Source organism: Escherichia sp. KTE31, assembly GCF_000407925.1.
In the GTDB taxonomy this organism is placed as follows: domain Bacteria; phylum Pseudomonadota; class Gammaproteobacteria; order Enterobacterales; family Enterobacteriaceae; genus Escherichia; species Escherichia ruysiae.
Genome location: NZ_KE136722.1, coordinates 531448 through 553064, shown reverse-complemented (window position 1 = coordinate 553064; position 21617 = coordinate 531448). Strand labels below are relative to the sequence as shown.

General features: G+C 47.3%; 21 protein-coding genes and 1 tRNA gene. 6 read left to right on the top strand and 16 right to left on the bottom strand.

Going from position 1 to position 21617, the window contains the following annotated elements; all coding sequences use genetic code 11:
- Window positions 1-44 precede the first annotated feature (44 nt).
- From fimC to fimB, 5 genes are all read right to left on the bottom strand, one after another.
- Window positions 45-770, bottom strand: coding sequence for a type 1 fimbria chaperone FimC (fimC, locus tag WES_RS18175; RefSeq protein ID WP_016159469.1), 726 nt, complete (start codon window positions 768-770; stop codon window positions 45-47).
- Between the two features lie 36 nt (window positions 771-806).
- Window positions 807-1346 (bottom strand): type 1 fimbrial minor subunit FimI, encoded by a 540-nt coding sequence (locus tag WES_RS18180; RefSeq protein ID WP_000831511.1) that lies wholly within the window; start codon window positions 1344-1346, stop codon window positions 807-809.
- A gap of 65 nt (window positions 1347-1411) precedes the next feature.
- Window positions 1412-1960: a type 1 fimbrial major subunit FimA gene (gene fimA, locus WES_RS18185; protein ID WP_000695573.1), complete on the bottom strand. Its 549-nt coding sequence runs from the start codon at window positions 1958-1960 to the stop codon at window positions 1412-1414.
- 479 nt (window positions 1961-2439) lie between these two features.
- Complete coding sequence (gene fimE / locus WES_RS18190; protein WP_000044717.1) at window positions 2440-3036, bottom strand: type 1 fimbria switch DNA invertase FimE; 597 nt, start codon at window positions 3034-3036, stop codon at window positions 2440-2442.
- A 478-nt stretch (window positions 3037-3514) separates the two neighbouring features.
- Complete coding sequence (gene fimB / locus WES_RS18195) at window positions 3515-4117, bottom strand: type 1 fimbria switch DNA invertase FimB (protein WP_000790598.1); 603 nt, start codon at window positions 4115-4117, stop codon at window positions 3515-3517.
- 1466 nt (window positions 4118-5583) lie between these two features.
- Here fimB and nanC point away from each other — a divergent pair.
- The 3 genes from nanC (at window position 5584) to WES_RS18205 (ending at window position 8487) form a co-directional block, all read left to right on the top strand.
- Entirely contained in the window at window positions 5584-6300 is a 717-nt protein-coding gene (gene nanC / locus WES_RS0120865) for an N-acetylneuraminic acid outer membrane channel NanC (protein ID WP_016159471.1), read from the top strand.
- A 19-nt stretch (window positions 6301-6319) separates the two neighbouring features.
- Window positions 6320-7426, top strand: a complete 1107-nt coding sequence (locus WES_RS18200; RefSeq protein ID WP_016159472.1) for an N-acetylneuraminate epimerase — start codon at window positions 6320-6322, stop codon at window positions 7424-7426.
- Window positions 7427-7500: 74 nt separating this feature from the next.
- The gene (locus WES_RS18205; RefSeq protein WP_024191055.1) at window positions 7501-8487 is read left to right on the top strand and encodes a sialate O-acetylesterase; all 987 of its coding nucleotides are present in this window, start codon (window positions 7501-7503) and stop codon (window positions 8485-8487) included.
- Window positions 8488-8806: 319 nt separating this feature from the next.
- On the opposite strand, the gene WES_RS18210 is transcribed toward WES_RS18205, so the two are convergent.
- The 6 genes from WES_RS18210 to rlmE all read right to left on the bottom strand — a co-directional run bounded on the left by WES_RS18210 (window position 8807) and on the right by rlmE (window position 14397).
- Window positions 8807-8893 (bottom strand) — tRNA-Leu (locus WES_RS18210).
- A gap of 12 nt (window positions 8894-8905) precedes the next feature.
- Entirely contained in the window at window positions 8906-9238 is a 333-nt protein-coding gene (gene secG, locus WES_RS18215) for a preprotein translocase subunit SecG (protein ID WP_001517162.1), read from the bottom strand.
- Window positions 9239-9465: 227 nt separating this feature from the next.
- Window positions 9466-10803 (bottom strand): phosphoglucosamine mutase, encoded by a 1338-nt coding sequence (glmM, locus tag WES_RS18220; RefSeq protein WP_000071137.1) that lies wholly within the window; start codon window positions 10801-10803, stop codon window positions 9466-9468.
- Complete coding sequence (gene folP / locus WES_RS18225) at window positions 10796-11644, bottom strand: dihydropteroate synthase (RefSeq protein WP_016159474.1); 849 nt, start codon at window positions 11642-11644, stop codon at window positions 10796-10798. Before folP ends, glmM begins: the two co-directional genes overlap by 8 nt.
- 89 nt (window positions 11645-11733) lie before the next feature.
- A complete protein-coding gene (gene ftsH / locus WES_RS18230; RefSeq protein WP_001107477.1) occupies window positions 11734-13668 on the bottom strand; it encodes an ATP-dependent zinc metalloprotease FtsH in 1935 nt (644 codons plus the stop codon).
- Between the two features lie 99 nt (window positions 13669-13767).
- Window positions 13768-14397, bottom strand: a complete 630-nt coding sequence (rlmE, locus tag WES_RS18235; protein WP_000145975.1) for a 23S rRNA (uridine(2552)-2'-O)-methyltransferase RlmE — start codon at window positions 14395-14397, stop codon at window positions 13768-13770.
- Window positions 14398-14523: 126 nt separating this feature from the next.
- On the opposite strand from rlmE, the gene yhbY reads away from it, so the two are divergent.
- Window positions 14524-14817 (top strand): ribosome assembly RNA-binding protein YhbY, encoded by a 294-nt coding sequence (yhbY, locus tag WES_RS18240; RefSeq protein ID WP_001054420.1) that lies wholly within the window; start codon window positions 14524-14526, stop codon window positions 14815-14817.
- 155 nt (window positions 14818-14972) lie between these two features.
- Here the strand turns inward: yhbY and greA are convergent, their stop codons facing one another.
- On the bottom strand, window positions 14973-15449 hold the full coding sequence (gene greA, locus WES_RS18245; protein WP_001148001.1) for a transcription elongation factor GreA: 477 nt from the start codon (window positions 15447-15449) through the stop codon (window positions 14973-14975).
- A gap of 246 nt (window positions 15450-15695) precedes the next feature.
- Here greA and dacB point away from each other — a divergent pair, with 246 nt between their 5' ends.
- Window positions 15696-17129: a serine-type D-Ala-D-Ala carboxypeptidase gene (dacB, locus tag WES_RS18250; RefSeq protein ID WP_001212645.1), complete on the top strand. Its 1434-nt coding sequence runs from the start codon at window positions 15696-15698 to the stop codon at window positions 17127-17129.
- Between the two features lie 174 nt (window positions 17130-17303).
- Here dacB and cgtA read toward each other — a convergent pair whose 3' ends face one another.
- The 4 genes from cgtA to rplU form a co-directional block, all read right to left on the bottom strand.
- Window positions 17304-18476 (bottom strand): Obg family GTPase CgtA, encoded by a 1173-nt coding sequence (gene cgtA, locus WES_RS18255; protein ID WP_000673561.1) that lies wholly within the window; start codon window positions 18474-18476, stop codon window positions 17304-17306.
- A gap of 15 nt (window positions 18477-18491) precedes the next feature.
- Window positions 18492-19457 carry a DMT family transporter gene (locus WES_RS18260; RefSeq protein WP_000813012.1) on the bottom strand — a complete coding sequence of 322 codons (966 nt, stop codon included), beginning with the start codon at window positions 19455-19457 and terminating at the stop codon, window positions 18492-18494.
- Window positions 19458-19583: 126 nt separating this feature from the next.
- On the bottom strand, window positions 19584-19841 hold the full coding sequence (gene rpmA / locus WES_RS18265; protein ID WP_000940596.1) for a 50S ribosomal protein L27: 258 nt from the start codon (window positions 19839-19841) through the stop codon (window positions 19584-19586).
- A gap of 20 nt (window positions 19842-19861) precedes the next feature.
- Window positions 19862-20173 (bottom strand): 50S ribosomal protein L21, encoded by a 312-nt coding sequence (rplU, locus tag WES_RS18270; protein WP_000271401.1) that lies wholly within the window; start codon window positions 20171-20173, stop codon window positions 19862-19864.
- Window positions 20174-20431: 258 nt separating this feature from the next.
- Between rplU and ispB the strand changes: the two genes are divergently transcribed.
- The gene (gene ispB, locus WES_RS18275; protein WP_016159476.1) at window positions 20432-21403 is read left to right on the top strand and encodes an octaprenyl diphosphate synthase; all 972 of its coding nucleotides are present in this window, start codon (window positions 20432-20434) and stop codon (window positions 21401-21403) included.
- Window positions 21404-21617: the final 214 nt, after the last annotated feature.

Here is a 21617-nt window from a genome sequence, read left to right as displayed (position 1 = left end):
CCGGCAGTCAATTCTTTTTATTCAGGCGAATAAATCCCCCTGCGTTATTCCATTACGCCCTTCATTTTGGGGGTAAGTGCGCCATAATCATTTATTGTTCGGTAAGTAATGTTGCTTCCGGCATCAGAAGGCAATTTAACCGTGCTTTCGCCCATTGGAGGCACCAATGCATTTTCAAGAATCCGTGTTCCGGCATTAAGCTCCGTTACCGTCAGGTAATAGGGTGTCGGGTTAATCAGCGTCAGAGAATTGGCGCCACGACGGAATCTTAATTTTTCTGCGGCCTGATCGGGGGGTAACGCTAATTTAGCCGGGCGGTAATACAGTTTTATGCGGCTGATAATCGCGAGCTGTAGCGTATTCTCGGTCAATTTTGATTTATCCATTGACGGAATCGCTTTTACATTCATCCAGAACAAACTTTCCCGATCCTGCGGCAATTGATTATTTGTGGCATCAAGAATACGTAAGGTATTCTCTTTTTTTCCCTTCATCGCAAACAGAGGTGGCGTCACGATAAAACGGCCATCCTTTACACCATCGGCATTTTCCACCCATGATTGAATTAAATAGATGCTATTTTCATCATTATTTGTCACGGCAAGTTGTACTTGTTTTTGCCCTGCCGGATAAATTACGCGAGTCGCACCTAAGGCCACTCCCGCTTCAGCGCGTCCAGCAAGCATCATTGCTACGATCATCAGGATACCTGCCAGTAAGCAGAATGTTATTTCCTGCGATTTCCTTACATTGACGTTTTTATTACTCACTGTCCTGTTCCTGTTATCACAATATCTGCTTAACAATTACTGATAGGTTAAGGAGAACCAGGCCTGGGCATTAGCCATGCCGCCAGTCACCCGACGCCCGGTAGCACGATATTTGGCGATGAAATGTAGCGAAGTAGAGCCTGAGTAAAGCCGTTTCCAGTTTGCTGGAGGACGATTAATCGGTACGAGGTTTCCTTCATCATCAAACAACGCTACGCCAATATTGGTGGCTATCCCTGGCCCCTCACCCACGGAAAGCACATCCGGATTTTTACCATCCGCGACACCGTGAAACCCCACGCCCACTCGTTCACTCACCACCGTGCTACATTCCCGTAAATGAATAACAAAAGGCACCGGTGCGCTATCTTCCCCTACCGCATGAAACCGGTTACTACTGATTTGCCCCATATTGACCGTCATTTGTTTATCACCGGCTTCAATCCGGCAAGTTTCCGCAATAATGACGCCCTGAAACTGCATATTTCCACCGGGCAATGTGGTGTTCCATTTATTTCCGGCCAGTGCAAACATCGGCAGTAACGACGCTACTAGAAATAATTTCGTCCTTTTCATCGTTATTCTTATCGCGCAGGGGCGGGCATCCTTGCCCATAATGACTTCCCTAAAACCTGAGTGGGTTATTGATACTGAACCTTGAAGGTCGCATCCGCATTAGCAGCGCCTGGGGTTGCAGTACCGGTTGCAAAATAACGCGCCTGGAACGGAATAATGTTGGTTCCGTTATTCAGTGTTGTTTGTGCGCTAAATGTCGCACCGTCCAGCGCCAGCGCAGTACCCGTTCTGTCCAGGATCTGCACACCAACATTTGTTGCGCTGCCCGCAGCTGAACTCTGCAGAGCCAGTACGTTGGTATGATTTCCATCAATTGCTGTGCCAAGGAAGGCAACAGCGGCTTTGTCTGCAACAGTGGTATCGCAGTCATTCAGCTGAATGTTAAAACCGACGGCAGAACTGGTTGCCCCCTCTTGTGCCAGCGATGCGGTACGAACCTGACCTAACTGAACGGTTTGATCAACAGAGCCCGCATCAACCGCACAAGCGGCGTTAACAACTTCCCCTTTAAAGTGAACTGTCCCACCATTTACCGTCGTGGTAGCGGCCAGAGCCGCAGTGGAACTGAGGGACAGAGCCGACAGAACAACGATTGCCAGAGTTTTAATTTTCATACTGCTTTCCTTTTTAAATCTACGTATAAATCGACATGGGCAGTCGTTCTGTACACTTTGTTTTGAAAACGAGTTTGACTGCCAACACTGCACAGTTTCCCCCCAAAAAATGAAACATTTGGGGCCATTTTGACTCATAGAGGAAAGCATCGCGCACGAACCTTTTCAGTTTATTTGTTGGCTTTATATTCTGATATTACTTTAATTTATAGATTTTTATATTGAATGAGGTGGTTTTTGGAGAGAAGAATGAGGAAGTTTCTTCGAGACACAGAAACGTTATCTTTACGTAAAGTGGAGGTGATGTGAAATTAATTTACAAGATAAATAGTTTACATATCAAACAGTTAGTTGGTTTTTGTCATTTTTTGATATTTTTATGCTTGAGAAAAAATACGAAATTTTTTTATGATATGGACAGTTTGGCCCCAATTGTCTTGTATTTCTTTATTTTTTCATTTTATTATCAACAAGTTATATTAAACCTCTTCTCTTTTTAATTTTTCGTTTATAAGATTATTTCTTTCCCATAATCCGGCAAAACGTGCAGCATTACTGGCGGTATAACGCACAGTATGGCGAATATTTCGATGCCCCAGATAATCCTGAATTAAACGGGTATCTGCACCACGCTCCGCCAGTTCATAACCGCAAGCATGTCTTAACATATGAGGATGAGTCTGCGTCACGGTTCCAGCTTCAATACCGGCATCACGAATGATGCGATAAGCCTGCTGACGAGAAAGTCGGCTTCCACGACGGGAAATAAATATGGCGTCGGTCTGGTCAGCACCTTTCCAGTTAGCACGTTCCCGGGTCCAGCGTTCTACGGCTTCACGCTCATCAAAACGTAACGGGTGAACGGTAGAAAATCCGTTCTTCAGTCGGCGAATATTTATTCGACCTTCATTAAGATCAAGATCCTGATAATGCAGATCAAGTAGTTCACTAATACGCATCCCATGCCGATATGCCAACAGAATAAGACAATAATCTCTGGCTCCCGTTGCCCCATAGCAAACCGCTTGCATCATTGCCTGAACTTCTTTACCGGTAAGATAACGACGTTTACTCACAATAGTATTACTCCTGACTGAGATATATTTGAATGAATACCTATAGGAAACCTCAAACGGTCAAAATTAGCCCAATAGATAAAAAGATAATCACACACAAAGTTATGTGGTTATCAGTCAATTACATTAAATATCATACAAAAATAAAATATCACTGATGTGATAACATCTATTTTCATTGATTTAATTCAATATAACAATAGATTGCACCGGATTAACTTCCAGTTGCTTAAAAAATAAAGAAAAAAAGTGCAAAAAGAGAAGAATATAAGTGATATGTAAATTTATGAATGATTTTGTTTGTTTATTTTGAATAAAATAAACCATTGTATTTTGTATGGATATGGTTAAGCTAATGTTTATTATGATAATTAATAATCACACTAACAATAACATCAATTAATAAATGGTTAATTATTATTGATATGTCGTAAGTATAATGTAGGTTTTAACACCATCCCTGGCATCTCATCCATCTTTATAAAACAGCGTGACGCTGTCGACCTCTGGATCTATCCCAGATGCCGTAAAAACGCCCGGCATTGCTGGCGGTATACCAGACGGTGTGACGAATATTACGATGCCCAAGATAATCCTGGATAAGTCGTGTATCTATTCCCATATTCGCCAAAGCAAAACCACACGAATGGCGTAACATATGCGGATGAATCTCCAGTGATAACCCGGCATTACCACCTGAAGTCGAGATAATATGGTAAAACTGTTGACGAGAAAGCGGATTCCCCTTGCGTGATAAAAATACCCACTCGCTCTCAGCATGTGGATAAGAAGTACGCGTACTCAACCAGTTTTTTAAAGCCTGAACTTCTTTGTTCAATAGCGGGTGCGTTGTTGAAAAGCCTTTTTTTAATCGATGGATATATATGCACTTTGCCTTAAGATCAATATCCGAAATTCTCAATCGGCAAATTTCACTCGCCCGAAAGCCATGAATAAAACAAAGCAAAGTCAGACAATAATTGCGTGCAGCATGAGGCCCGGTATTTGCTGCTTTAAGGAGTGACTCTATTTCACTGTGGGTAAGGAAGTTCCTTTTTTGGTTATCAGCCTTATTCTTCATCGTTTTCCCTTATAATTACAGACGCGCACTAGCTGTGCTGGGTTAGCAATAATCCAACATTTTAATCCTGATTATGTTTATAAAAGCGAATGTTTGCTTAATGGCTAACGCAAGTGAACCAGCTCTTTTGAATGAACTTAAATAGAATGGCGATAGCTACTTATAATAATTTTGCCATACAAACGCTATGCTCTTGCATGATATGTCTTTTATATATTTTCAATCTGAGACGAATCTAATAATAACCCTCATCATCAATGTAACTAATCTTATCTATATATCACGTGATATGTTCTGTAACAAGTAAATCAACATAAAAAATTCAGCAAAATTTAATATTCGTTCAACAGGCCATCTCACATATAACATTATTAGTCAACTCCATTTTTCACAAAATTGCTATTTAATGGAATTCCGTAATTTTCAGGTGGCTATTATCATGCTAATGCTTAGTTCCCTAGCCATTATTATCCTTTGGTTTGTAAACTCATACTATGAGATTGTTACGTCCCTTTCCAGGCCATATATTGTCCAAAGAAATGGGGGGAAGTCCGCTCGCACCTTTTTTCATCTACATTCGCATTAAATATGCGTGTTGCTTCAACTTAATCTTTCCTTACTCACTGCTCTTTACTGGCGATACAGCAAATAACTGACTGCCCCCATCCTGTAGTGTGCTGAACATCAACGAGTCAGCCCAGGACAGAGCCAGGAACTCCTCTGCTACATACCAGGTTGCCCTTAGTCTCAGAACGTAAAAACATATTTTATGGTGAGAATTATTGTCAATCGGATAGCGGATAAACTCTCATTTTCACCATGCTTTCGGAGTTAGCTTGTAAACCGGCACTGTCGACATCCATTAAAAATAAATATTAAACAATGACTTAATGACATAGCATCTGTTTCACGAAGGCAGTCGACAATGACCATCTGGCCTTACATAACACTTTACCTTCGAAAAATATCGACATATTTTGTGACGCGAATTGCAAATCTGGTTTTGTTGTATGGATTGCGTGATTTTTGATCTGGTATAACAGGTATAAAGGTACACACAAGAGATAAATAAGACGACTCTCTCGCAATCTAATACAAACATCCCTGGCGTCCTCCCTTATCGGGTGATGAAAGAGCACTTCAGTCTGAAAGGAGTATGAAAATGAGATCAACAAACAATCCATTTTATGACACTGGCTAAAGATAGATTTAGTGAGTGAAATAGCTTACGAACATTAAAATCAATTAAACATCAGAATAGATTTAATACTCAGGTATTTAATCCAGATCTCTGTTTATCTTAAATTATGTGGAAAACAATTTCTCACAGGAGACCTTATACAAAAAAAATAATTATCCGTGGCCAATGACGCTATAAGCCTGGCAAAAAAGAGCACATAACATAAATGCTATTTGTTTATTCGGACTTCGTATTACTTTCTGTATTCTACAAATGAGTGAAATTTATGAAAAAGGCTAAAATACTTTCTGGCGTATTATTACTCTGCTTTTCGTCACCATTAATTTCTCAGGCTGCAACACTGGATGTGCGTGGTGGATATCGTAGTGGAAGCCATGCCTATGAAACTCGACTCAAAGTCAGTGAGGGGTGGAAAAATGGATGGTGGGCAAGCATGGAAAGTAATACCTGGAATACCATTCATGATAATAAAAAGGAAAATGCCGCATTAAATGATGTTCAGGTTGAAGTTAATTATGCGATTAAACTTGATGATCAATGGACCGTGCGCCCTGGAATGTTAACCCATTTTAGCAGCAATGGCACACGCTATGGACCATATGTAAAACTGTCCTGGGATGCGACAAAAGATCTCAATTTTGGCATTCGCTATCGTTACGACTGGAAAGCTTACCGGCAACAAGACTTATCTGGCGATATGTCTCGTGATAACGTTCATCGTTGGGATGGATATGTCACTTACAATATTAATAGTGATTTCACCTTCGCATGGCAAACGACGCTGTACAGCAAACAAAACGATTATCGCTATGCAAACCATAAGAAATGGGCGACGGAAAATGCATTTGTTCTACAATACCATATGACGCCCGATATTACGCCATACATAGAATATGACTACCTTGACCGTCAGGGTGTTTACAACGGCAGAGATAATTTATCGGAAAACAGTTATCGAATTGGTGTGTCATTTAAACTGTAGTAGACAGGAGACAGTCACAATGAATAAAACAATAACGGCACTTGCTATCATGATGGCTTCACTTGCCGCAAACGCGTCGGTATTGCCGGAAACTCCTGTGCCATTTAAAAGTGGTACTGGAGCAATTGATAATGACACTGTCTACATTGGTTTAGGTAGCGCAGGTACGGCATGGTACAAGCTGGATACACAAGCCAAAGATAAAAAATGGATAGCCCTGGCGGAATTCCCCGCTGGCGCGAGAGATCAAGCAACCTCCGCCTTTATTGATGGTAATTTATATGTATTTGGCGGTGTTGGTAAAAACAGCGAGGGATTAACTCAGGTATTCAACGACGTACACAAATATAATCCCAAAACTAATACCTGGGTTAAATTAATGTCGCACGCACCGATGGGCATGGCTGGTCATGTGACCTTTGTACACAACGGCAAAGCCTATATTACTGGCGGCGTTAACCAGAATATATTTAATGGCTATTTTGAAGATCTCAAGGCGGCTGGAAAAGATTCAGCGGCCATAGATAAAATCAATGCCCACTATTTTGACAAAAAAGCAGAAGATTATTTCTTTAATAAGTTCCTGTTGTCTTTTGATCCCTATACACAGCAATGGAGTTACGCTGGCGAATCTCCTTGGTACGGCACGGCTGGTGCGGCGGTAGTAAATAATGGTGATAAAACCTGGCTTATTAATGGCGAAGCAAAACCAGGGCTGCGAACTGATGCTGTATTTGAGCTTGATTTCACCGGCAATGGCATAAAATGGAATAAACTTTCTCCCGTCTCCTCACCGGATGGCGTAGCTGGCGGTTTTGCAGGTATTAGCAATGACTCTCTTATATTTGCCGGAGGAGCCGGATTCAAAGGTTCACGCGAAAATTACCAGAACGGTAAGAACTATGCGCATGAAGGTCTGAAAAAATCGTATAGCGCCGATATTCATCTTTGGCATAACGGGAAATGGGAGAAATCTGGCGAACTGTCGCAAGGTCGGGCCTACGGAGTATCATTGCCCTGGAATAATAATTTATTGATTATTGGCGGTGAAACTACGGGTGGCAAAGCTGTGGCGGACTCAGTGTTGCTCTCTGTGAAAGATAATAAAGTTACTGTGCAAAACTAACTTTTCAGGGCTCCAGCAAAGGAGCCCTGCGCTCAATGGCTCATCACCCGTTGTCATTTCAATTACGCATATATATGAACACGATAACATCGCCCGATTATTACTATGTTCTTACCGTTGCCGGTCAATCTAATGCCATGGCATATGGCGAAGGACTCCCGTTACCAGACAGTGAAGATGCGCCTCACTCCAGAATAAAACAACTGGCAAGATTTACACAGACGCATCCCGGTGGCCCGTCATGTCAATTTAATGACATTATTCCACTGACTCACTGCCCACACGATGTTCAGGATATGCGGGATTATCACCATCCTCTGGCAACGAATCATCAAACACAATACGGTACAGTTGGACAGGCACTGCATATTGCGCGGAAATTACTGCCCTTCATTCCTGATAATGCTGGCGTTCTCATCGTTCCTTGTTGCCGTGGCGGATCGGCTTTTACCGCAGGCTGCGAAGGGACATATTCAGAACAACACGGAGCCAGCCATGATGCATGTCGTTGGGGAACGGATACTCCGCTGTATCAGGATTTAGTCAACAGAACGCGAGCTGCTCTGGCGAAGAATCCGCTGAATAAATTCCTCGGCGTATGCTGGATGCAGGGCGAATTTGACTTAATGACGAGTGACTACGCGTTACACCCTCAATATTTTAATAATATGGTTGAAGCTTTTCGGAAGGATTTAAAGCAGTACCGTTCTCAGCTTCTGAATACTAACACTTCCGCTGCTCCGTGGTTCTGCGGCGATACCACCTGGTACTGGAAAGAAAATTATCCTCATGCGTACGAAACTATTTATGGCAATTATAAAAAGAATGTCTTAGCCAATATTATTTTTGTCGGCTTCCAGCAACAAGACGAACGAGGGCTGACGAACGAGCCTGATGAAGATCCGGATGATTTAAGCACGGGATATTACGGTTCAGCGTACCGAACACCAGAAAACTGGACAACGGCGCTACGAAGCAGTCATTTTAGCTCGGCAGCCCGTCGGGGAATTATTTCCGACAAATTTGCTGACGTTATTTTGCGGTTTTGGCGTGAAGAGTGAGCATTCACAAATTTGATTTATGCGCATCCATCAATGCTCTTAACTCCTCCGGCGTAAACGGTGGTTTGCATCGGCGCCGCATCGAATGACAGTTAGGACAAACAGTGAGCAAGCCATTAACTGGACTCTGTTGGTAATCTTCTTTGTTTCGGGAGTGAAGAGGCTCACGCCTTCTTAAACTGTATCTACAACAATTATGTAATCACAACCTATGCAACGCTTATAGAAAACAATGATGCAGAAAACATTGTTTAACGCTATTCAGGACGGATCACTGATACAAAAAAAGACGCTTTTCAGCGTCTTTCTTTCGGAATATTGGTACTGAGGATGGGACTCGAACCCACAAGCCCGTTAGGGCACTACCACCTCAAGGTAGCGTGTCTACCAATTCCACCACCTCAGCACAGATACTATCTTAGTTCGGGATATCGCTGGTCGGCTTAGCCGGAGCAGCTGGTTGAGTTTGTTCGGTTTTCGCCGGGGCACTCAGATTTTCCCATTCGCTACCTTTATTGGTTTTGTTGCTGTTGATGTTACCCAGCACCAGACTGATGATGAAGAACAACGTTGCCAGCACAGCCGTCATACGGGTCATGAAGTTACCAGAACCACTTGAACCAAACAGCGTAGCGGAAGCGCCTGCTCCGAAGGAGGCTCCCATATCAGCGCCTTTACCTTGCTGCAGCATGATCAGACCAACAAGGCCAATTGCTACAATAAGGAAAACTACTAAAAGAGCTTCGTACATAATCAACCTGTTCCTTGCGGAGTTGCCGCGTACCAATGCTTCAACCAATAAAGCGAGAAAATTTAATCTTTCCCACTGAAGCGGGTGTGAATACTAACCAAAGCGAATGACCTTCGCAAGGGCAATTTTATTGCATTGTATCAACTGCGGAAAAAAACAGCAAAATCGATGTGCATAAGAAAAACAAAGGCGACAATCGCCGCCTTTTTAGCCAGTTAGTTATCGCATTAAACCGCTTTTACCGCATCAGCAATACGGTGTGCAAACTCGGTGACCTGCGCTTCGTCTTCACCTTCGACCATCACGCGAATTAACGGCTCGGTGCCGGATTTACGCAACAGCACACGCCCACGGCTACCCAGCGCCGCTTCAACTTCGGCGGTCACGGCTTTAACTGACTCATGCTCCAGCGGATCGCCGCTGCCTGCGGTATAACGCACGTTAACCAGAATCTGCGGGAACATTTTCATGCCACTGCAAAGGTCGTGCAGGCTCATATGGTTACGCGCCATCGCCGCCAGCACCTGCAAACCAGCAACAATGCCGTCACCGGTAGTGGTTTTATCCAGCAGGATCACATGACCGGAGTTCTCTGCACCGATACGCCAGCCTTTTTCCTGCATTTTTTCCAGTACGTAGCGGTCGCCCACTTTCGCACGCGCAAATGGAATGCCTAACTGTTTCAGCGCCAGTTCCAGCCCCATGTTGCTCATCAATGTACCCACCGCGCCACCACGCAGCTGACCCTGACGAAGGCCTTCACGCGCGATGATATACATGATCTGATCGCCATCGACTTTATTGCCTTCATGGTCAACCATAATCACGCGGTCGCCGTCGCCGTCAAACGCAATGCCGAGATCCGCTTTTTCAGCCAATACGCGTGCCTGTAGCGCACGAACATCAGTTGCCCCCACTTCGGCATTGATGTTTACGCCGTTCGGCTCACAACCGATGGCGATTACATTCGCTCCCAGCTCGCGCAGCACGTTCGGCGCGATGTGATAAGTCGCGCCATTGGCGCAATCCACCACAATCTTCAGTTCACTGAGGCTAAGTTCGTTCGGGAATGTGGCTTTGCAAAATTCGATATAGCGACCCGCAGCATCAACGATACGGCTGGCTTTACCCAGTTCTGCCGAATCAACGCAGCTAATCTCTTTTTCCATTTCCGCTTCGATGGCCTCTTCTACCGCATCCGGTAGTTTGGTGCCATCGATAGAGAAGAATTTAATGCCGTTATCGTAGAACGGGTTATGCGATGCGGAAATCACAATCCCGGCCTCTGCACGGAAGGTACGCGTCAGATAAGCCACTGCAGGTGTTGGCATCGGGCCGGTAAAAAGTGCGGAAAGTCCCGCTGCCGCCAGGCCTGCTTCCAGCGCCGACTCCAGCATATAGCCAGAAATACGCGTGTCTTTACCAATAATGATCTTACGGGAGCCGTGGCGCGCCAGTACTTTACCCGCAGCCCAGCCCAGTTTAAGCACAAAATCAGGTGTGATCGGCGCATCCCCAACACGACCACGGATCCCATCGGTCCCGAAATATTTACGATTACTCATAGCGTTTGTTTTCCTTTGCAGACAGAGTGGCTTCCACCACTCGCATCGCTTCTACGGTTTCTTTGACGTCATGAACACGAATGATGTGCGCGCCCTGCATCGCAGCAATAACTGCACAGGCCAGACTACCGCTCAGGCGTTCGGACGGCCCCACGTTCAGCAGTTGTCCAATCATCGATTTTCGTGACATACCCACCAACAGCGGCAGGTTGAAATGGTGAAATTCAGCCAGACGCGCCAATAATGAATAGTTATGGTGGAGATTTTTACCGAAACCGAATCCCGGGTCGAGCAACAATTTCTCTTTTGCGATACCCGCCTGCTCACAACGTGCTATTTGCTCAATAAAGTAGCGATTCACTTCGGCAAAGACATCGTCATACTTCGGGGCTTCCTGCATGGTCTTTGGATTTCCCTGCATATGCATCAGGCATACGGGTAAACCAGTTTCCGCAGCCGCTTCCAGAGCGCCAGGTTCGGAAAGGGAGCGGATATCGTTAATGATGTGAGCGCCCACTTTCGCCGATTCACGGATAACTTCCGGTTTGGAGGTATCCACAGAGATCCAGACTTCGAATCGTTGCGCAATTGCCTCAACCACCGGAATAACACGTTGCAACTCTTCTTCAACACTCACTTCCGCTGCACCTGGACGAGTGGACTCTCCACCAACGTCGATAATCGTCGCGCCAGCGTTAATCATCAGATTCGCATGTTTCACTGCATCAATCAGTGAGTTATGCGTACCGCCATCAGAAAAAGAATCTGGCGTGACGTTGAGGATCCCCATCACGTGAGGATGGCTAAGATCCAGTGAAGTGCCCTGGGCAAAGAGTTTCATGGTGTTATCCCTGGTATGAATTGATAAGAAAAAACCCCGGAGCACGCCCCGGGGTTTTCGGTACAAATACAGTCATCTGATGCGGGAACTTACTTGTCGCCTAACTGCTCTGACATGGTGTTACCCGGATTTGGCGTACGTGGTTCATCAACCGGACGCGGTGCCTTTGGCGTGCCATTATTGTCAGAATTGTTAGATGCTCCCGACTCATCCCAACCTGCTGGCGGGCGTACATCGCGACGAGCCATCAAGTCATCAATCTGCGGTGCGTCGATGGTCTCATATTTCATGAGTGCATCTTTCATCGCATGAAGGATATCCAGGTTGTCGTTCAACAATTGACGCGCACGATTGTAGTTACGTTCAATCAGTGACTTCACTTCCTGGTCGATGATACGCGCGGTTTCATCGGACATATGTTTTGCTTTCGCCACGCTACGACCGAGGAAAACTTCACCTTCTTCTTCCGCATACAGCAGCGGACCGAGTTTTTCAGAGAAGCCCCACTGGGTCACCATGTTACGCGCCAGGTTAGTCGCAACTTTAATATCGTTCGACGCACCGGTAGAAACATGTTCTGGTCCGTAGATGATCTCTTCTGCCAGACGACCGCCGTACAGGGTACTAATCTGGCTTTCCAGTTTCTGTCGGCTGGCGCTGATTGCGTCGCCTTCAGGCAGGAAGAAGGTCACACCCAGCGCACGACCGCGCGGGATAATCGTTACTTTGTGCACCGGATCGTGTTCCGGCACCAGGCGACCGATAATCGCATGACCAGCTTCGTGGTAAGCAGTCGATTCTTTCTGCGCTTCCGTCATCACCATGGAGCGACGTTCCGCACCCATCATGATTTTGTCTTTCGCTTTCTCGAACTCAACCATCGAAACGACACGTTTATTGCCACGCGCGGCGAACAGTGCAGCTTCGTTCACCAGGTTCGCCAGGTCTGCACCGGAGAAGCCTGGTGTGCCACGAGCAATAATTGCCGCATCAACATCTGGCGCCAACGGTACGCGACGCATATGAACTTTCAGGATTTGCTCACGACCACGCACATCTGGCAGACCAACCACAACCTGACGGTCGAAACGACCAGGACGCAGCAGTGCCGGGTCGAGAACGTCCGGACGGTTAGTCGCCGCGATAACGATGATACCTTCGTTACCTTCGAAGCCGTCCATCTCAACCAGCATCTGGTTCAGAGTCTGTTCACGTTCATCATGACCACCACCCAGACCAGCGCCACGCTGGCGGCCTACGGCGTCGATTTCATCGATGAAGATGATGCACGGTGCCGCTTTCTTCGCCTGTTCGAACATGTCACGCACACGAGATGCACCAACACCGACGAACATTTCTACGAAGTCAGAACCGGAGATGGTAAAGAACGGAACTTTCGCTTCACCTGCAATAGCTTTCGCCAGCAGCGTTTTACCCGTACCCGGAGGACCGACCATCAGGACGCCTTTCGGGATCTTACCGCCCAGTTTCTGGAAGCGGCTCGGCTCACGCAGATACTCAACCAGTTCGGCAACTTCTTCTTTTGCTTCGTCGCAACCCGCAACATCAGCAAAGGTCGTTTTGATCTGATCTTCCGTCAACATGCGCGCTTTGCTCTTACCGAACGACATCGCGCCTTTACCGCCGCCGCCCTGCATTTGACGCATGAAGAAGATCCAGACACCAATCAGCAACAGCATCGGGAACCATGAAATGAAGATAGAAGCCAACAGGCTTGGCTCTTCAGGCGGTTCACCGACAACCTTGACGTTCTTGGTCAGCAGGTTATCCAGTAGTTTCGGATCCTGAACCGGAATGTAAGTGGTATAACGGTTACTATCTTTCTTGGTAACGTTGATTTCACGTCCGTTGATACGCGCTTCACGAACCTGGTCGTTATTGACCTCTTGTAGGAAGGTAGAGTAATCCACCTTACGGCCATTAGACTCGCTGGGCCCAAAGCTCTGGAATACTGACATCAGCACAACGGCAATGACCAGCCAGAGTATTAGGTTTTTCGCCATGTCACTCAAGGGATTAACCTCTTATTACAACTGTGTTAAAAACAGCGTCAGGATACTCTATATCCAGCATCTTTCAAACTTTCGTCTGAAATATCCCGGTTAGGGTTTACGCCCGGTCGCTACAATATACACTTCCCGCGAACGTGCACGAGAAGAGTCCGGCTTACGAACTTTGACCTTCGTAAACAGGGAGCGAATTTCCCTTAGATACTCATCGAAACCTTCGCCCTGGAACACCTTCACTACAAAACTGCCACCCGGCGCTAACACATCACGACACATTTCTAGCGCCAGTTCCACCAGATACATGGCACGGGGGATATCCACCGCCGGTGTTCCGCTCATGTTTGGTGCCATATCGGACATGACAACCTGAACTTTGCTGTCGCCTACGCGTTCCAGCAGTGCTTTCATTACCAGTTCATCACGAAAATCGCCCTGAAGAAAGTCCACACCAACGATAGGATCCATAGGTAAAAGATCGCAAGCGATGATGCGGCCTTTGCCGCCAATTTGGGTGACCACATATTGTGACCAACCACCCGGAGCAGCACCAAGGTCGACAACCGTCATTCCCGGTTTAAAGAGTTTGTCACTTTGCTGTATTTCATCAAGTTTAAACCAGGCACGGGAACGTAACCCCTTTTTCTGTGCCTGTTGAACATATTTATCGCTAAAGTGTTCCTGAAGCCAGCGGCTAGAGCTGGCAGAACGCTTCTTACCTGTCATTTAACTTTCCCATTGGGATGACTCATCGTAACCAATTGCGTAAATTTTTACGCGCCTGTTTGGTGATATATGGGAGATGGCGGTAGAATGACCCGTTTTCAATCCCAACGTAAGCAAAAAAATACGATGAATCTGAGTACTAAACAAAAACAACACCTGAAAGGTCTGGCACATCCGCTCAAGCCAGTTGTTCTGCTTGGCAGTAATGGTTTGACCGAAGGGGTGCTGGCCGAGATTGAACAAGCGTTAGAGCACCATGAACTCATCAAGGTGAAAATCGCCACAGAAGATCGCGAAACTAAAACCTTGATCGTGGAAGCTATCGTGCGCGAAACCGGCGCCTGTAATGTACAGGTCATCGGTAAAACGCTGGTGCTTTATCGCCCAACTAAAGAACGTAAAATCTCGCTGCCACGCTAAGATTATCCTAAAGTTACACACATTTTCTGTGTAAAACGAGGGATTTTCCGCAGGCAGGAGAGCAAAATGCCACGCTCTGTTCGTTGATAAAAGGCCGCATAGCGGCCTTTTTCCTTTCTTTACAATACATCAACATTTTGAGTATTGGGTAATTCTTACAGGTATTCTACCTTAATTACTTCAAATTCCACTTCGCCGCCTGGCGTTTTGATGACCACAACATCATCTTCTTCTTTGCCGATCAGGCCACGAGCGATAGGCGAGTTTACAGAAATCAGGTTTTGTTTAAAGTCAGCTTCGTCATCGCCTACGATGCGATAAGTCTGTTCTTCATCAGAATCCAGATTCAACACCGTTACGGTAGCACCAAAAATAACGCGACCATTGTTTGGCATTTTGGTGACATCAATCACCTGCGCGTTCGACAGCTTGGCTTCGATGTCTTTGATACGGCCTTCGCAGAAACCCTGCTGCTCACGCGCTGCGTGGTATTCAGCATTCTCTTTCAGGTCGCCATGTTCACGCGCTTCCGCGATAGCAGCAATGATTTCAGGACGGCGCACAGATTTCAGAAAATCCAGCTCTTCGCGTAGTTTCTCAGCGCCGCGTAAGGTCATCGGAATAGCTTGCATTTGTTATACCTCTTGAATATTCCTGATGGGGCGAGTCTCCACCCACCCCGGCTGTTCGGTCAGCCCGGCATAACTCCTCACCAGGCCAGAAGCAAAAAAATACCGACCCGGAAACAGGTTCCAGGTCAGCTACAATTCACATTTTGATGGTCATTTTACCCTGAAGTTCCCGAAGGGTCATCGTTTACTTTATAGGGCGTTGCGCCGTAGTATGACGGCTCGATTCCAGGTTGTTAGCGCGAGATTATGCGATTTTCCAGATTTATCATCGGATTGACCAGCTGTATAGCGTTCAGTGTCCAGGCCGCAAATGTTGATGAGTACATTACTCAGCTTCCCGCTGGTGCCAACCTTGCCCTGATGGTGCAAAGAGTCGGCGCGTCTGCTCCCACGATTGATTACCACAGTCAGCAGATGGCGCTGCCCGCCAGTACGCAAAAAGTAATCACTGCGCTGGCGGCGTTGATTCAACTCGGCCCCGATTTTCGTTTTACCACTACGCTTGAAACCAAAGGCAATGTGGAAAACGGAGTGCTTAAAGGCGATTTAGTGGCGCGATTTGGTGCCGATCCTACGCTAAAACGTCAGGATATTCGCAATATGGTCGCGACTCTGAAAAAATCTGGTGTCACACAAATCGATGGCAATGTACTCATAGATACCTCTATTTTTGCCAGTCATGATAAAGCTCCCGGCTGGCCATGGAATGACATGACACAATGCTTTAGCGCCCCTCCCGCCGCTGCCATTGTTGACCGCAATTGCTTCTCCGTCTCGCTCTACAGCGCCCAAAAACCCGGTGATATGGCTTTTATACGCGTGGCATCTTATTACCCCGTTACGATGTTCAGCCAGGTACGCACCCTCCCCCGTGGTTCTGCCGAAGCGCAATACTGTGAGCTGGATGTCGTGCCAGGCGACCTGAACCGCTTTACGCTGACTGGATGCCTGCCACAACGTTCCGAGCCGCTCCCGTTAGCCTTTGCGGTGCAAGATGGTGCCAGCTATGCCGGTGCAATTCTGAAAGATGAGTTAAAACAGGCAGGTATCACCTGGAGCGGAACACTGCTGCGCCAGACTCAGGTTAACGAACCTGGAACGGTGGTTGCCAGTAAACAATCGGCTCCTTTGCATGATCTGCTTAAGATTATGCTGAAAAAATCAGACAACATGATCGCCGATACGGTTTTCCGCATGATAGGCCATGCGCGCTTCAATGTGCCAGGAACATGGAGGGCCGGGTCGGACGCCGTGCGTCAGATCCTGCGCCAGCAAGCCGGTGTCGATATTGGCAACACGATTATTGCCGACGGCTCGGGACTTTCACGCCATAACCTGATTGCGCCTGCCACCATGATGCAGGTGCTGCAATATATCGCCCAACACGACAACGAGCTTAACTTTATCTCTATGCTGCCGCTGGCGGGCTATGACGGCTCGTTACAGTACCGTGCAGGTCTGCATCAGGCAGGCGTGGATGGCAAAGTCTCAGCGAAAACAGGGTCATTGCAAGGGGTGTATAACCTGGCAGGATTCATCACCACGGCAAGCGGGCAACGAATGGCGTTCGTACAATATCTTTCTGGCTATGCGGTAGAACCGGCGGATCAGCGTAATCGCCGTATTCCGTTAGTGCGATTTGAAAGCCGCTTGTATAAAGATATTTATCAGAACAATTAGTCAAAAAGAAACCCCGGCGCATGGTCGGGGTTTCAGATTATTGACAAAGTGCGCTTTGTTTATGCCGGATGCGGCGTTAATGCCTGATTCGGCCTACAAAATTGATATATTGCAATTCTCTTGTAGGCTGATAAGGCGTAGCGCATCAGGCTATTTGGCGTTTGTCATCAGTAATTAACGCTTGTAAATGAACTCAACGCCTTCTTCGTCGTCTTCGTCCCAGTCGTCATCCCAGTCTTCATCATCCTCTTCAGCAATTTCTTCAAGCTGCTGACGGTGATAATCATCCCACATGAATTCGACTTTCTCTGGCTGTTTCGCTTCTTCGGCCTGCACGACCGGGTTTTCAATGATAAAGGTCATCACATCCCAGCAGAGATCTTTAACGCCCAGTCCGCTTGCCGCAGAGATCAGATAATATTTATCTTCCCAGCCCAGCGCCTCAGCGATCGCTTTCGCTTTCTCTTCGGCTTCCGCTTTATCCAGCAGATCGATCTTGTTGAAGACTAACCAACGCGGTTTCGCCGCCAGATCCTGACTGTATTTTTCCAGCTCGCTGATAATAATACGCGCGTTTTCAACCGGATCGGTGCCGTCAATCGGATCGATATCGATAAGGTGCAACAGGACGCGGCAACGTTCCAGGTGCTTCAGGAAGCGAATCCCCAGACCTGCGCCTTCCGCAGCGCCTTCAATCAGCCCTGGAATATCGGCAACAACGAAGCTCTTTTCGTTGTCCATTCGTACCACACCCAGACTTGGCACCAGAGTGGTAAACGGATAATCCGCTACTTTCGGTTTAGCCGCCGAGACAGCGCGAATAAATGTCGATTTACCCGCATTTGGCATACCCAGCATACCGACGTCAGCCAGCAGCATTAATTCAAGCAGCAGCTCGCGCTTATCGCCCGGCGTACCGTTAGTTTTCTGCCGTGGTGTACGGTTAACGGACGATTTGAAACGGGTATTGCCCAGACCGTGCCAGCCGCCCTTGGCAACCAGCAGACGCTGACCGTGTTTGGTCATATCGCCCATAGTTTCGCCGGTGCCCTGATCGATAACACGCGTACCTACAGGCACTTTAATCGTCACGTCTTTACCACGCTTACCGGTGCAGTCGCGGCTTGCGCCATTCTGACCACGCTCGGCGCGGAAAGATTTTTCAAAACGATAATCGATAAGCGTATTCAGGTTCTCGTCGGCTTCCATCCATACGTCACCGCCGTCACCACCGTCGCCGCCATCCGGGCCGCCTTTCGGAATATATTTTTCGCGGCGGAAGCTCACGCAACCATTACCGCCATCACCTGCAACGACCAGAATCGATGCTTCATCAACAAACTTCATTTTATTCTCCGTAAATCATTCGCCTGCGCGGGGTTGCGATACCACCGTTGTATGCTTACGTAATCCGCCCCAAATTCGATGACCAATGGCGGAATACATCGCGCCCGCAACCACGACAAACGCACCGAGATAACCTAAAAGGTTTAACATCGGTCTGGCGAAGAAATCGGGCCAGGCCAGTGATAAAAGATCTGAAAAAAACAGCGTAAACAGTGGGGTGAGCGTGATGATCGCGCTCACCTGCGCTGCCTGCCAGCGAGCCATCGCTTCCGCCAGGGCGCCATATCCTACCAACGTATTCAGTCCGCAAAAAATTAAACATGCGAGCTGCCAGTGGCTAAGCTGCGCTATCACTCCAGGCTTTGCCAGAGGGAAGAGCGCAATTGTACATAAAGTGTACAGTAAAAACAGGATCTGCGGTGAGGCCAGCCGACGTAATAAAACCTTTTGCGCCACGCCATAACTCACCCAAACCGTCGCCGCACCGACCCCAAAGATAACTCCCCAGGTGTAATCGGTGAGCTTTGTAAATATCTCGACCAGACTGGTGTTAAAGAACATCACCAGGCCGCTCAGGAGCATCAATGCTCCCACAACCTGGGTGCTGCGCATTTTCTCTTTCAGGATAAATACGCTGGCAACCATCATGCCAACCGGCGAGAGTTGCCCAATCACCTGCGAGGCGGTCGGACTCAGATATTGCAAGGATGAGCTGAACAGGATGAAATTCCCAAACAGCCCGGCAGTCGCCACCGCCAGTAATATCACCCAGCGTGGCTTACGAAACACATGTAATGGCGGCAGCTTCTTCTTCACCGCAAGAATGGCACCAAGGCCAATACTCGCCATCAAGAAACGGTAAAACACAATTGTCGGAGGTTCCATCACCTCCAGCACCTGCTTCATTGCGATTGGCAACGCCCCCCAGCAAATTGCTGTGGTGAGCGCCAAAAGAATGCCAATGCCTGCCTGCTGCTTCATACCGTAATCCCTGCAAAACGCATTTGCGGATTAACGCCGCACGATGCGCATTTTTACCGGCTATCGAATGTAAAAAGCCCCGCAACGTGTTGCGGGGCTTTCATCCGTTACCGGGACGCGAAAAACTTATTCAGCTTCGATGCTGATAAATTTACGGTTTTTCGGGCCTTTAACTTCGAATTTCACTTTACCGTCTGCTTTAGCAAACAGAGTGTGGTCACGACCGCAACCTACGTTAGTGCCAGCGTGGAATTTGGTGCCACGTTGACGAACGATGATGCTACCCGCCAGAACGGATTCGCCACCGAAACGCTTAACGCCCAGGCGTTTAGCTTCTGAATCGCGACCGTTACGTGTGGAGCCGCCAGCCTTTTTATGTGCCATTTGAAATCTCTCCTCAGGTCTTAGGCGCTGATGCCAGTAATTTTCACATCAGTGAACCACTGACGATGGCCCTGCTGCTTACGATAGTGTTTACGACGACGAAACTTAACGATTTTAACTTTCTCGCCACGACCGTGAGCAACAACTTCAGCTTTGATTACGCCGCCATCAACGAAAGGAACGCCGATTTTGACTTCTTCACCGTTTGCGATCATCAGAACTTCTGCGAACTCAACAGTTTCGCCAGTTGCGATGTCCAGCTTTTCCAGGCGAACGGTCTGACCTTCGCTTACTCGGTGTTGTTTACCACCACTTTGGAAAACCGCGTACATATAAAACTCCGCTTCCGCGCACACCTTTTCAATGATTCAGAGTGCGCTATAAATATTCACAATAGGGCGCGAATATTACGCAAAACGCACGCCTTTGACAAGTGCTACAGTCAATACACGAAGAAAAAAAACACAACTTGTACGGTAACGTTTATCTGTGCCATTTTTTCAGTACAATCACCCTATATTCCTAACCATAAACCCTAAGTTGCCTTTGTTCACAGTAAGGTAATCGGGGCGAAAAGCCCGGCTTTTGCGATGAATTTAGAAAAAATCAATGAGTTAACCGCGCAAGATATGGCGGGTGTTAATGCGGCAATCCTTGAGCAGCTTAATTCCGAGGTCCAACTGATCAATCAGTTAGGCTATTACATCGTCAGCGGCGGCGGTAAACGTATTCGTCCGATGATTGCTGTACTGGCTGCTCGAGCTGTTGGCTATGAGGGAAATGCGCATGTCACCATTGCCGCCCTAATCGAGTTTATCCACACAGCGACTCTACTACACGACGACGTTGTGGATGAATCAGATATGCGCCGTGGTAAAGCGACCGCTAACGCCGCATTTGGCAATGCTGCCAGCGTGCTGGTAGGCGATTTTATTTACACCCGCGCGTTCCAGATGATGACCAGCCTCGGCTCGCTCAAAGTGCTGGAAGTGATGTCAGAAGCCGTAAACGTCATCGCAGAAGGTGAAGTTCTGCAACTGATGAACGTTAACGACCCGGATATCACCGAAGAAAACTACATGCGCGTTATCTACAGCAAAACTGCACGTCTGTTTGAGGCTGCTGCGCAGTGTTCCGGGATTCTGGCAGGATGTACGCCGGAAGAGGAAAAAGGCCTGCAGGATTATGGTCGTTACCTCGGCACCGCTTTTCAGCTCATCGACGATTTACTTGATTACAGCGCCGATGGTGAACAGTTAGGTAAAAACGTCGGGGACGATCTAAACGAAGGTAAACCGACGCTGCCGCTGCTACATGCGATGCATAATGGTACACCGGAGCAGGCGCAAATGATCCGTTCAGCTATTGAGCAAGGCAATGGGCGCCATCTTCTGGAACCGGTTCTGGAAGCAATGAACGCGTGTGGATCTCTTGAATGGACGCGTCAGCGTGCCGAGGAAGAGGCGGACAAAGCCATCAAAGCGTTACAGATACTCCCGGATACCCCGTGGCGAGAGGCGTTAATCGGCCTTGCACACATCGCGGTTCAACGCGATCGTTAATTCCTTCCCTTTATCCCGCGCATTGCGCGGGATAACTCCAGTAAGTTCCATAAAAACACTTATTCAGTGTAATACCATCTTAATAATCAGGTTTTTGTCTTTATATATTCTGAATCTTCACGCTATTTACATGAACTTTTTAGAGCAATTCGCCATCAGGAGTATAGTGATGCCCGACAGAACACATGTTCTGAATGAAAGCGACTAACTTAAG

Excerpts from the sequence above, each read along its gene's own strand:
- WES_RS18180 (WP_000831511.1), bottom strand. The coding sequence starts at position 1,346 with ATGAAAAGGACGAAATTATTTCTAGTAGCGTCGTTACTGCCGATGTTT.
- fimA (WP_000695573.1), bottom strand. The coding sequence starts at position 1,960 with ATGAAAATTAAAACTCTGGCAATCGTTGTTCTGTCGGCTCTGTCCCTC.
- fimB (WP_000790598.1), bottom strand. The coding sequence starts at position 4,117 with ATGAAGAATAAGGCTGATAACCAAAAAAGGAACTTCCTTACCCACAGT.
- nanC (WP_016159471.1), top strand. The coding sequence starts at position 5,584 with ATGAAAAAGGCTAAAATACTTTCTGGCGTATTATTACTCTGCTTTTCG.
- WES_RS18200 (WP_016159472.1), top strand. The coding sequence starts at position 6,320 with ATGAATAAAACAATAACGGCACTTGCTATCATGATGGCTTCACTTGCC.
- WES_RS18205 (WP_024191055.1), top strand. The coding sequence starts at position 7,501 with ATGAACACGATAACATCGCCCGATTATTACTATGTTCTTACCGTTGCC.
- secG (WP_001517162.1), bottom strand. The coding sequence starts at position 9,238 with ATGTACGAAGCTCTTTTAGTAGTTTTCCTTATTGTAGCAATTGGCCTT.
- glmM (WP_000071137.1), bottom strand. The coding sequence starts at position 10,803 with ATGAGTAATCGTAAATATTTCGGGACCGATGGGATCCGTGGTCGTGTT.
- folP (WP_016159474.1), bottom strand. The coding sequence starts at position 11,644 with ATGAAACTCTTTGCCCAGGGCACTTCACTGGATCTTAGCCATCCTCAC.
- ftsH (WP_001107477.1), bottom strand. The coding sequence starts at position 13,668 with ATGGCGAAAAACCTAATACTCTGGCTGGTCATTGCCGTTGTGCTGATG.
- rlmE (WP_000145975.1), bottom strand. The coding sequence starts at position 14,397 with ATGACAGGTAAGAAGCGTTCTGCCAGCTCTAGCCGCTGGCTTCAGGAA.
- yhbY (WP_001054420.1), top strand. The coding sequence starts at position 14,524 with ATGAATCTGAGTACTAAACAAAAACAACACCTGAAAGGTCTGGCACAT.
- greA (WP_001148001.1), bottom strand. The coding sequence starts at position 15,449 with ATGCAAGCTATTCCGATGACCTTACGCGGCGCTGAGAAACTACGCGAA.
- dacB (WP_001212645.1), top strand. The coding sequence starts at position 15,696 with ATGCGATTTTCCAGATTTATCATCGGATTGACCAGCTGTATAGCGTTC.
- cgtA (WP_000673561.1), bottom strand. The coding sequence starts at position 18,476 with ATGAAGTTTGTTGATGAAGCATCGATTCTGGTCGTTGCAGGTGATGGC.
- WES_RS18260 (WP_000813012.1), bottom strand. The coding sequence starts at position 19,457 with ATGAAGCAGCAGGCAGGCATTGGCATTCTTTTGGCGCTCACCACAGCA.
- rpmA (WP_000940596.1), bottom strand. The coding sequence starts at position 19,841 with ATGGCACATAAAAAGGCTGGCGGCTCCACACGTAACGGTCGCGATTCA.
- rplU (WP_000271401.1), bottom strand. The coding sequence starts at position 20,173 with ATGTACGCGGTTTTCCAAAGTGGTGGTAAACAACACCGAGTAAGCGAA.
- ispB (WP_016159476.1), top strand. The coding sequence starts at position 20,432 with ATGAATTTAGAAAAAATCAATGAGTTAACCGCGCAAGATATGGCGGGT.